This window comes from Clostridium sp. NSJ-49, assembly GCF_014287725.1.
GTDB classification, from domain to species: domain Bacteria; phylum Bacillota; class Clostridia; order Clostridiales; family Clostridiaceae; genus Clostridium; species Clostridium disporicum_B.
In genome coordinates this window covers 1-11,646 of the sequence record NZ_JACOOP010000071.1, presented here as the reverse complement: position 1 = coordinate 11,646, position 11,646 = coordinate 1, and the positions used below count along the sequence as shown (strand labels likewise).

General features: G+C 30.8%; 8 protein-coding genes. 4 read left to right on the top strand and 4 right to left on the bottom strand.

Annotated features, from left to right (window positions below):
- Window positions 1–412: 412 nt before the first annotated feature.
- Window positions 413–1,735 carry an amino acid permease gene (locus H8S10_RS16675; protein WP_055267860.1) on the top strand — a complete coding sequence of 441 codons (1,323 nt, stop codon included), beginning with the start codon at window positions 413–415 and terminating at the stop codon, window positions 1,733–1,735.
- 171 nt (window positions 1,736–1,906) lie between these two features.
- Here the strand turns inward: H8S10_RS16675 and H8S10_RS16670 are convergent, their stop codons facing one another.
- A complete protein-coding gene (locus H8S10_RS16670) occupies window positions 1,907–3,367 on the bottom strand; it encodes a DUF4317 domain-containing protein (protein ID WP_055267858.1) in 1,461 nt (486 codons plus the stop codon).
- A gap of 359 nt (window positions 3,368–3,726) precedes the next feature.
- Here H8S10_RS16670 and H8S10_RS16665 point away from each other — a divergent pair, with 359 nt between their 5' ends.
- On the top strand, window positions 3,727–4,872 hold the full coding sequence (locus H8S10_RS16665; RefSeq protein WP_186839622.1) for a glycerate kinase: 1,146 nt from the start codon (window positions 3,727–3,729) through the stop codon (window positions 4,870–4,872).
- Between the two features lie 185 nt (window positions 4,873–5,057).
- Here the strand turns inward: H8S10_RS16665 and H8S10_RS16660 are convergent, their stop codons facing one another.
- The 3 genes from H8S10_RS16660 to H8S10_RS16650 all read right to left on the bottom strand — a co-directional run bounded on the left by H8S10_RS16660 (window position 5,058) and on the right by H8S10_RS16650 (window position 8,956).
- A complete protein-coding gene (locus H8S10_RS16660) occupies window positions 5,058–6,140 on the bottom strand; it encodes a putative sulfate exporter family transporter (protein ID WP_186839621.1) in 1,083 nt (360 codons plus the stop codon).
- Window positions 6,141–6,329: 189 nt separating this feature from the next.
- Window positions 6,330–7,298, bottom strand: a complete 969-nt coding sequence (locus H8S10_RS16655; RefSeq protein ID WP_341380627.1) for a (4Fe-4S)-binding protein — start codon at window positions 7,296–7,298, stop codon at window positions 6,330–6,332.
- 32 nt (window positions 7,299–7,330) lie between these two features.
- Window positions 7,331–8,956 (bottom strand): FAD-dependent oxidoreductase, encoded by a 1,626-nt coding sequence (locus tag H8S10_RS16650; protein ID WP_186839620.1) that lies wholly within the window; start codon window positions 8,954–8,956, stop codon window positions 7,331–7,333.
- 178 nt (window positions 8,957–9,134) lie between these two features.
- On the opposite strand from H8S10_RS16650, the gene H8S10_RS16645 reads away from it, so the two are divergent.
- Window positions 9,135–10,043, top strand: coding sequence for a LysR family transcriptional regulator (locus H8S10_RS16645; protein ID WP_055267850.1), 909 nt, complete (start codon window positions 9,135–9,137; stop codon window positions 10,041–10,043).
- A 155-nt stretch (window positions 10,044–10,198) separates the two neighbouring features.
- Window positions 10,199–11,443 carry a glutamyl-tRNA reductase gene (gene hemA, locus H8S10_RS16640; RefSeq protein WP_186839619.1) on the top strand — a complete coding sequence of 415 codons (1,245 nt, stop codon included), beginning with the start codon at window positions 10,199–10,201 and terminating at the stop codon, window positions 11,441–11,443.
- Window positions 11,444–11,646: the final 203 nt, after the last annotated feature.

The window sequence follows — 11,646 nt, the reverse complement described above, 5'->3', positions numbered from 1 at the left end:
TCAATTTTATTGTAGGTTTGTTTACCATACAATAAAAAATTCAAACTTATATAATTTTCAAAGAGCGAGCAATTCTATGAAAAATCAAGCTATTTTTTCATATCAACTTAACAGATTCTTTATATCAAATAAATTTTTACCTAATATAAGAATATCATTTTTTTGAATTTATTTATACAGAGGATATTAATAATAGATAAGGAAATAATAGATTAGAAAATTGATAATTACGATATTAAAAATTAAATTTATTAAGCTATAAATAGTAAGAAAGAAGGAAAGCTAATAGGATAGTTTTATTTTGAATTGAGCCAGAGATTTAATTAATTAAGTCATAAAATGTCGAAATTTGACTAAAAATATTTTTTAAGTATAATTAGTAAATGCTAATATTATACTTACGGAGGAATTTATGAACAAAGAACTAAAGAAAAGCCTTGGTTTAGCTGCTGCTTTTTCAACAGTTGTAGGAGTAGTTATAGGATCAGGTGTATTTTTTAAACCTCAAGCAATATATACCGCAACTAATGGAGCACCTGGATTAGGAATCTTAGCATGGATTTTAGGTGGTCTTATAACAATAGCTGGTGGTCTTACTGCAACAGAGGTATCTGCCGCAATACCAAAGACTGGTGGTATGATGATTTATATTGAAGAAATATATGGCAAGCGTTATGGATTTTTAACTGGATGGATGCAGACAGTATTATTTTTCCCAGGGACGATAGCAGCTGTAGCTGTAATATTTGCACAGCAAGCTTCAGAACTTTTAGGTTCTACGTCAAATAATATGAAAATGGTATTGCCAATAGCTATAGGAATCATATTATTGACAGCACTTTTAAATACTATTGGGTCTTCTTTTGGTGGCTCTATTCAGACTGTAGCTACTTTAGGGAAATTAGTTCCATTAGTTTTAATTATAATTTTTGGATTTACAAAGGGAAACAGCACATCAATACTTACACCTATGGTTGGAGAGGGAGTGAACCCTGTAACTACTTTAGGTCAAGTTCTTATAGCAACATTATTTGCTTATGATGGATGGATAAACGTTGGAGCTATTGCTGGTGAAATGAAGGATCCAGGAAAGGATTTACCAAAGGCAATAGTTGGTGGACTATCATTAGTTATGGCAGTTTATTTAGCTATCAATGTAGCTTATTTATGGGTAGCCCCAGCAAGTAGCTTAGCAAATGTTACTTCACCTGCATCTCTTGTAGCTACAAAATTATTTGGGCCAATAGGTGGAAAGTTAATATCAGCAGGGATATTAATATCTGTATTTGGAACATTAAATGGATATTTATTAACAGGACCAAGAGTAGTATATGCATTAACTAAAGAAAAATTATTACCAGGTAGTAATATTCTTTCAAAGGTTAATAAAGGTGGTTCACCATATAACTCAATATTACTTATATCAATACTTGCTTGTATATATGCATTAACAGGGCAGTTTAATTTATTAAGTGATTTAACTATATTTGCAGTATGGGTATTTTATGTTCTTACATTTATAGGAGTAATTATACTTAGAAAGACTAAGCCAGACCTTTATAGACCTTATAAAGTTCCAGGATATCCAGTAATACCTATAATAGCAATACTTGGAGGAACTTTTGTTGTAATAAATCAACTTATTACAGCACCACTTATATCTTTAGGTGGAATAATTATAACAATAATAGGGTTGCCTATTTATGCGTATATGAATAAAAAATCAAGAAATTAAAGATAAGTTTTATAGAATGGTTATATTTTGAAATTTACATTATTAGATGTATTTGTTGGTATGGGATACTTACATAGGCACATAATGAACTAGGATAATATAAATTATTATACTAATCCATTATGTGCTGAATTAAGTGTTTTATATCAACATTTTAATTTAAGATAGTTATTAAATTAAATCATCTAATCCATTAACAGTTGTTTGTTCATCTTCATCAATAGGAATCATTATGAATTTTTTACCGTCAATTATTTGTGATTTTATTTGAGGTATTTTTTCAGGTTTTACTTGAAGTATAACATCATAATCAGCCGCAACTTCATCACTTTCTACAGTTGCATTAGCAGCTTCATCTACATCATTTTCTAATGTTGCATAATTAGTTTCTTCAGTAGCATCCATATTATTTTCTTCTAAGTTATTTTCAACTGGTTCTTCAGTAGTATTTTCTAAAGCTTCTGAAGTGTTATCTTCTGTAGCATTTTCTAATTCTACATTACCTTCGTTAACTTCTGTAAAGTTATTAGTCACCTTATCAGCAGCAGCTTCTTGTTTAACTTGCTCAAGTTTGTTTTGAAGCATTTCAACTTGTCTTACAAGATGTTCTTCTTTTTTTCTTTGCTCATTTGCTTTAAGTACTTTTGGGTCAATTAAGCTTTCTGCTAAAGGTAGGTCATTGCCGAAGTTTGCTGCATATGATTTTTCTATTTTAGGAGCAAGCTCTTCTGGAACTCCACTTTCTACTAAGATATTTTGAATATCCTTACTTGATATTAATATTGGTTCAGCATCAGCTACATCTTCATACATAGAATTATATTCTTCTATCATATTATTAATGCTTTCTTGAACCTCCATAAATACTTTATCTGCTTTCTTTTCATCAGCACCAAAAGAACCTTTAATTATTTCTTGGAAGGTTTCTTTTTGAATAGTAGCAGTTTGTTTTGAAGGACATCCTAAAGCATATTCCATTAATTCATAATGTGGGTCCTTAGCATTTTTTGTGTAGTACATAATAGAGTTAACATCTGAACTACGGTTAATAAATGCTGGGAATATAAATCCATTAGCAGGAGCTTCAACAACCCAATCTCTATCACGAGCTTTAATTCTATTTTCATCCTCATAGTATCTAAGACCAGGTGCAGTAAGTGAAACTGGACATATTGCACATAGTACGTATTCATATACTTCTTCAGATTCATCAAGCTTAGCATTATCTTTAGTTTTAGTAATAACGTCATAAGCATCATGATACAGAAGTATTAAAAAGTTACCTGTATAATCATAATTCTCTATAATAGATTCGTAAAAACTATCAAGAAGAGCATCATCTTTTAATGCACTACTTTTAAGTTGCATAAGAGAAATTTGTTTTTCATTCACAAGGTCTTCATTAAGTGGAAATTCAAGTTGCAAAATATTATTTCCAATAGTTCCAGACATAACTTTTTTAGCAATTTCTAAGTACTTATGATAATCATCTTCCTCTAAGTTTAAGAATGTTTCTCTAAATTTTAAAATTACATGTTTTTCTCCACTGACATAGCACCCACACATTTTAGTAAAAGTACAGTGGTCTTTCTTTAGTCGTTTTTTTAATTCAAGTATATCTTTCTTTCTCATACATAAACCCCTCAATTTAGTATTTTATATTTCTATATATTAATTATAAGCAAACTCTTTTTTATATTAAACTATTTATTAAGTTTCTGTAAGTAAAAATTTTATATTTAAGTTATGTTTAAAGTGGAAATTAAGGGAAAATGGTAAATGTAATATATGGATATACATTCTATATATTTTGTATAATAGTATGTGATGGTGGATGGGGACCTTTTCTCTTTGCCATCAACCTCTATATGAATTCCAAGAAATTTAATCTTGATTATTAATTTAGAAATGAAAAGATTATGTTTTAAAACTAACCTTATAATATAAACATAGGAAAATAAACTTTAAATAGATTTATTTAGGAGAATTATATGAAAAAAGACTTTGTTATCGTATTAGCACCAGATTCATTTAAGGAAAGTATGACTGCAAAAGAAGCTTGTGTAGCAATGGAAAGAGGAATAAGGAAAGTAAATTCAGATATAAAATGTGTACATGTTCCTATGGCTGATGGGGGAGAAGGCACAATGCAATCATTAGTGGATTCCACAAATGGTAAGGTGTATTCTTTAGAAGTAGTAGGACCATTAGGAAACAAGGTCAAAGCAGAGTATGGTATTTTAGGGGATGGAGATATAGGAATTTTAGAAATGGCTAGTGCAAGTGGAATACAGTTAGTTCCATTAGATAAAAGAAATCCTTTAATAACAACTACTTATGGTACTGGTGAACTTATTAAAGCTTGTTTAGATAAAGGTGTGAAAAAGCTACTAATAGGTATTGGGGGAAGTGCAACTAATGATGGAGGAGCAGGAGTTATTCAAGCTCTAGGTGGAAGATTATTAGATAAATATGGAAATGAATTAGGTTTTGGTGGAGGAGAGTTAGGAAAATTGCATAGTATAGATTTAACTAATTTTGACTCTAGGTTAAATGATATTACTGTAGAAGTAGCTTGTGATGTTAATAATCCACTTTGTGGTGAAAGAGGAGCTTCAAATGTGTTTGGGCCACAAAAGGGAGCAACAGAAGAGATGATTAGTTTATTAGATGATAATTTAAGGCATTATGCAGATATAATAAAAAATCAGTTCGGAAAAGATATATTAAATGTACCAGGTGCAGGAGCAGCAGGAGGTTTAGGTGCTGGACTAATGGCATTTTTAGATGGAAATCTGAAAAAAGGAATTGAAATGGTAATAGAATACGCCGGATTAGAAGAGAAAGTAAAAGCTGCAGATATGGTGTGGGCTGGAGAAGGAAGTATTGATTTTCAAACTCAATATGGAAAAACTCCTTTAGGCGTTGCAACAGTTGCTAAAAAATATAATAAGCCAGTTATAGCCTTTGCGGGAAAAGTTGGAGATAATATAGACGTGCTATATGAAAAGGGCATAGATTGTATATTTGGAATTATGCAAGGTGTAATGTCTATTGAAGAAGCTTTAGCTAAAGGTCAAGAAAACTTAGAAAAGGCAGCTGAAAATGTAATAAGACTTATGAAGTTAAACTGTTAATTATAATAGTTTAATATATTGTAATAAATTTGACACCTAATTGTCACAAAAGAAAGTTATTATAAATTCATAAAGTAGTTAAAGCATTATTATTTACCCCAAAAAATAACCTTTTAAGAAAAGCTAGCACTAATGTCCCCCAACAAAAGTGCCAGCTTTTTTATTTAATAATTTCTAATTAATAACTATCCTACGTAGCTTGCAAATAGGTGAATAAATATCATTGATGAAGCTGCAACTGCAAGCCAAGTACATCCACCAAGGATAATAGGTTTAATACCTTTAGTAAATAAATCTTTAAATTGAATTTTGAATCCTACACCAGCAAGAGCTACTGTAATAAAGAATTTATATCCAGTCTTAAATAATCCAGATAATCCTTCGATACTACTGAATAGACCCATTGTATTTAATACAGCCATAAGTAGGAATCCAAGTATAAACCAAGGGAATACTTTTAATACTGTTTGTCCTACGCTAGCTTGTTTAGTAACAGCAACTTGAGTTGCAGCACTAGAATTGCTCATAGTTGATGCAGTAGCAATAGCATTTTCTTTAGCTTCTTTACGTATAGCAAGTATCGTAAAAATTACAGCAAGTGCAATAAGCATAGTAGTTCTAGTAAGTTTTACGGTAATTGCTAAGTTAAGGTCAAGACCATGTAGTGCATTATAAGTAGCTTCAGATGCAGCAACACTAGAAGTATCATTTATAGCAGTACCAGCTAAAAATCCAAATTGATTAGCTGTTAAATTAAGAGCACCAGCTAGATATGGATAAACTAAAGCTGCTAAAATATCAAATAAGAAGATTGATGTCATAGCATATGCAATTTCAGTTTCTTTAGCTTTGATTATAGATGAAAGAGTTGCTATAGCAGTTCCTCCACAGATAGAAGTACCACCACCAACTAGAGTACATGTATTATCAGAAAGGTTTAATTTCTTTCCTACAAAAAATGCAACAGTAAAAGAAAGGCAAATATTAAAAATGATTAATGGAAGTGCTTTTGCACCATAGCCAAGAATTTGACTGAAGTTTAATGTAGCACCAGCAAGTATAATACCAATATTTAAAAATTTCTTTCCTGCAAATGTAGTTCCCTTTTTAAAATCTTTATCTACAGTTGGTAGAAGGTTTACAATCAACATACCAATGAATAGACCTATCATAGGAGCACCTACGATATTTTGTAATCCACCTAAGTAAGTAGCAATAACAGCAATAGCAACACAAACAATAATAGCAAAATATGATTTCTTGTTCATAAATTTCTCTCCCCTTTAATATCAATTCTACTTGTTAAAAAAAAAACGATTGAAAGTATAAATTAAAGTGGATAATTCCACTTTGTTTTAGCCTTAAAAGGAGTTCTAAATAGTGGGAAATAGAATCCTTTTAAGGCTATTTTTATGATTAAATTAGGTGATTTGTTATAAAATTATATAGTGTTTAGATTAACAAGTAGCTCCACCAACTAAGTGAAGTTGTGCATCTAAAATTTCTTGTTTACGATCCCAAATAGCATCAGAAAGTAATTCTTCTTGAATTCTTTCAAATCCTATACGCTCAATTGTTTGAGATAAACGTTCTCCAGTTTGTCCTTGTTCTCTGTAAAGTAAGATTAATTTTTCTACTACGTCTAAAGCTTCTTCTTTAGTAGTAAATACTTTATCTAAAGCGATACCGTGAGCAATTTTTTTACCCCATCTACCACCAATGTAGATTTTGTATCCTGTAGTACCATCTTCGATACAGTCGAAGTGACATTTTCCAATACAACGTCCACAGTTGTTACATTCATCTTTATTGATTTCTAAGATACCATCTTGAAGTGTAGCAGCTTTGATTGGACAGACATCTGCAACACCACATTTCTTACATCCGTTACATCCATCTTCATCATAGTTAGGTATATTTTGACCAATAATACCAACGTCATTTAAGTCTGGTTTTACACAGTTATTTGGACATCCACCTACTGCAATTTTGAATTTGTGAGGTAACTTAACATTTGCATATCCGTTGAAGAATCTTTCGTGGATTTCTTCTGAAAGAGCAAATGTATCTATTAATCCATATTGACAAGTTGTCCCTTTACAAGATACAACAGGTCTAACTTTAGAACCAGTACCACCAGTTACTAAACCTTCTTTTGCAATATATTCTTGGAATTTTTCTATGTTATCATAGTGGATTCCTTGACATTCAATTGTAAGACGAGTTGTAAGTGTTACAACACCGTTTCCATATAAATCTGTTGCTTCTGATAAACATTTATTTTGAGCTGCAGTAATTTTACCGTTTACAGTAATAATTCTACCTGAGAAACAATCAGTTCCCTTGTTTCTTAAAAAGCCCATCGCTTTTACTCTTTTTTCATCTTCTGGTGTTACCTTAAGTTTTGTCATAGTCATTTCTGCCATAATTAATTCCTCCAATGTTATAAATTTTTTTATTATAATTCTACTTCTGAGAAAGTAGAACCGCCTTCAAGTACAAGAGTATTTGTGTAACCATAATGTTTTAATCTGTTTTGTAAAAGGTAAGCACGTTTACCTTTAGTACAAACTAATAGTAATTTGTCATCTAAGTTATATCCTTCTACAGGTCCTGTAACTTTTGTAAGGTCCATATAAGGAGCACCTGTAATAGAAGGCGCAATTGAAGCATCAATTACCTTATAACCTTCTGGTTTGTTAGTTTTATATTCAAATGGAGTTATTGTTGTAAATGCTCCACTGATTTTATTAAGTAATACGTTTACTGTATGAGAGAATGGATGTATTGCTGTAGAGAATGGTGGAGCATAAGCTAAATCCATATTCTCGATATCTTCTAAAGAAGCATTCAGAGTAATAGCTGTTACTGCGATATCAACCATCTTATCAACAGCACCTTTACCGATTACTTGAAGTCCTAATAATTTTTTAGTTTCTTTATCAGCAATCATTTTTACGATAAATGATGATGCACCTGGATAATAGTGTGCTTTATCGTCTACTACAGTTACAACTGAAGCAACATCAAAACCAGCATCTTTAGCTTGTTTTTCAGTTAAACCAGTACGTCCAACATTTAGTTCTGGTAATTTACAAACACCAGTACCTAATACACCGTTATATTTTAATTTATTACCAGCAATATTTTTTGCGGCAATACGACCTTCGATATTTGCTGAAGATCCCATAGGAGACCAAGCTGGAGCATTTGTAATTGAATTTGTTACGCATGCACAGTCACCGATTGCATATATGTCAGGGTCGTTTGTTTGTAAATATTCATTAACTTTAATTGTTCTATTAGGCATAAGTTCTATAGATGTACCTTCTAAGAAAGAAGTATTAGCACGTATACCCATTGCAAGAATTACAGCATCACATTTCATTGCACGTTTTTGAGTTTTAACCTTTTCAACTCTATCTGTTCCAAGGATACCTTCAAGACGAGTATTAGTAAAAGTCATAATACCGTGGTCTGCAAGGTGATTTTCTACATAGTCACAGAACTCAGGGTCAAAACCTGGAAGTACGTGGTCTGCCATATCAAGAACAGAAACTTTAACTCCTTGTACTGCTAAGTTTTCAGCAACTTCAAGCCCAATGAAACCGCCTCCAACAACTATAGCTCGTTTAATTTCTCCAGCTTCTACAGAGCTTCTTAAAGAAATTGCATCATCTGGTGTTCTCATAAAGTAAACACCTTTTAAATCTACTCCTTCAAGGCTTGGCTTAATTGGATTCGCACCAGAAGCTATGACTAATTTGTCATATGTAAAAGTAGAAGATTCGTTTGTAGATAGATTTAAAGCAGATACAGCTTTTTCTGATTGATTTACATTAGTTACTTCCATTTGTGTTAAGACATTAACACCTGTAAGTGCAGAAAAACTTTCTGGTGTATTTACAATAAGTCCAGAACGTTCATGGATTAAGTCACCAACATAATAAGGTAAACCACATCCAGCGTAAGATATATCATTACTTTTGGTTAATATAGTAATATCTAAATCGCGATTTTCTCTTTTTAATTTAGCAGCTACTTTTGTACCAGCAGCTACTCCACCAATAATAAGTATTTTCACCAAATCACTCCCTTGTCATTTATTTAACATACTAACAATCTAAATATAACATTTGAGTTAATATTAGGAAAGTGATATTATCTTATTAAGGTCATAGGAAATACCTATGAACTTTTTGGGGAAATATGTCGAATAAGTAAAGGGGTTATTGGATAAAGGATAAAAGAGGGAGAATTATATGACAATTAAACATTTACGTGTATTTAATGAGGTTGCAGAAAGTGGGAAAATGAGCATTGCAGCAGCAAAGTTTTATTTATCGCAACCAACGGTAAGTCAGATAATAAAAGAGTTAGAGGAGCATTATGGCTTTTTGTTATTTGAACGTTTATCTAAGAAACTGTTCATTACTGAAGAGGGGAAAAAGCTATTATATTACTCAAAACAAGTTGTAAAGCAATTCGATGAATTAGAAAGTAAAATGTTAGAATCTTCTAAGGTACAATCATTCCGAATTGGCTCAACTATCACAATAGGAAGTTGTTTAATTAATGACATTATTAAAGAGTTTGAACGTATTGATGATACTGTTGAAATTTATTCTTATGTAAATAATACGCAAGCAATAGAAGATGAATTATTAAAAGCAAATATAGATATAGCCTTAGTTGAAGGCGTTGTAAAGAGTTCAGATTTAGTAAGTATTCCAGTAGTAGATGATTATCTAGTACTTGTCTGTAGTAAGAATCATCCATTGGCTGAAAGTCGTCATTTCACAGTGGAAGAGTTAAAAAATCAAGGATTTGCAATGAGAGAAAAAGGCAGTGGAACAAGAGAACAATTTGAAAATTATATAAGTAAACAAGGTATTTCAATAAAAGAAAGTGTAGTAGCAAACTGCCCAACAGCCTTGATAAATGCTGTAATAGAACAAAATTGTTTGGCTGTTTTATCAGTGAGATTAGTAGAAGAGCAAATTAAGAATGGTAGTATAGTAGTTCTAAAAAATGAATGTTGTGCTTGGAATCGTTCTTTTTCTATTGTATATCATAAGAATAAGTTTTTATCACATAGCATGGTGAATTTTATTCAAGTAGCATCAAGCTTTAAACGTTCAGAGATTATGGATTCAATCATGTCTATGTAAAGGATTAATCATAAATATTTCCTATGATTAACTTAGGCAAAACTTAATTTAACTCAATATATAATTATGGTATGTTAAATATATAACATTAAATGTTAAATATATAACAGTTTGGTGTTTAATAATCTATATTGTTATTAATAAAGGATGAGCATATGGATATTTACATGACAGGAATTAATTATAGTAATGCTGATATTGAATATAGAGAAAAGTTTTCGCTAACAACAGAGCAACAGGATATTATAGCTAAGAAGTTAATAGATTCAAAAATAGCTAAAGGATGTATTTTTTTATCTACCTGCAATCGTACAGAGCTTTGGATAAGTGGAAATAATTCTTTAGCACTAGACTTTTTTATAAATGAAGTATTAGGAGATGAAGAAATAGATTTCCTTATAAAAGAAGATATAAAAAAATGTTTTATAGTAAGACAAGGTGAAGAAGCTGTTGATTATCTTTTAGAGCTTGCCTGTGGAATACATTCTCAAATTTTTGGAGAAGATCAAATTTTAACTCAATTAAAGGTAGCTACAGATAATGCTAGAAAAAGTGGATATATAGATAGTATATTAGAAACTTTATTTAGAACAGCTATAACAGGAGCAAAGAAGGTAAAAACAGAAGTAATATTAACGAATAAAAATCGTTCTTTACCAGAGACAATAATTTCTCAATTAGAAGGAATGTATGGGTCATTAAAAGAAAAAAAGTGTCTTGTTATTGGAAATGGTGAGATGGGACGCCTTATGGCTAGTAACTTAGTAGATGTAGGTGCTAATGTTGAAATGACACTTAGGCAATACAAAAAGAAACAAGCTATTATACCATCAGGTTGTGGAGTAGTACTATATGAAGAGAGATGTAATGGAATAGAAGAAAAAGAATTTATTTTTAGTGCTACAAGAAGTCCACATTATACTATAAAGAGAGAAGAGATTAGTGAATTATTAAATAAAGAAAAAATGTACTGCTTTATTGATATGGCACTTCCAAGAGATATTGATCCTAAAATTGATGAGATTAGTAATGTAAGACTTTTTCATATAGATGATTTTGGAGTAAGGTCTGAATGTGAAAAAGAAGATTTAGAAAGTGCAAGAGGAATTCTTTCAGAATATAAACAGGATTTTATTAATTGGTATCAGATTAGGGCTTTAGCTCCTAAGGTAAATGAGATAAGTGAAATAGTTGGTGAGTTAACTCATTGTAAGCTTACTAAGGTATATAAGAATATAAATATATCTGAAGATGATAAAGGCTTTTTACAAAGTAGTGTACAAGCTGCTACCAAAAAAGCTGTATCAAAAATAATATTTGGATTACGTGAAAATATGGATAGAGAACAGTACAATGAATTACTTAAAGCATTGGAATTAACAGCAAGTAATTGCATGTAATAAATATAGGATATCATCTATATTTAGAAAAGTAGATGAATTAATAAGGTGTAGAGTATATTTGAAAAACGTTAGAATAAATAGAGAATCTGTTAAGTTGATATGAAAAAATAGCTTGATTTTTCATAGAATTGCTCGCTCTTTGAAAATTATATAAGTTTGAATTTTTTATTGTATGGTAAACAAACCTACAATAAAATTGA

Coding starts and splice junctions, on each gene's coding strand:
- H8S10_RS16675 (WP_055267860.1), top strand. CDS start 413: ATGAACAAAGAACTAAAGAAAAGCCTTGGTTTAGCTGCTGCTTTTTCA.
- H8S10_RS16670 (WP_055267858.1), bottom strand. CDS start 3,367: ATGAGAAAGAAAGATATACTTGAATTAAAAAAACGACTAAAGAAAGAC.
- H8S10_RS16665 (WP_186839622.1), top strand. CDS start 3,727: ATGAAAAAAGACTTTGTTATCGTATTAGCACCAGATTCATTTAAGGAA.
- H8S10_RS16660 (WP_186839621.1), bottom strand. CDS start 6,140: ATGAACAAGAAATCATATTTTGCTATTATTGTTTGTGTTGCTATTGCT.
- H8S10_RS16655 (WP_341380627.1), bottom strand. CDS start 7,298: ATGGCAGAAATGACTATGACAAAACTTAAGGTAACACCAGAAGATGAA.
- H8S10_RS16645 (WP_055267850.1), top strand. CDS start 9,135: ATGACAATTAAACATTTACGTGTATTTAATGAGGTTGCAGAAAGTGGG.
- hemA (WP_186839619.1), top strand. CDS start 10,199: ATGGATATTTACATGACAGGAATTAATTATAGTAATGCTGATATTGAA.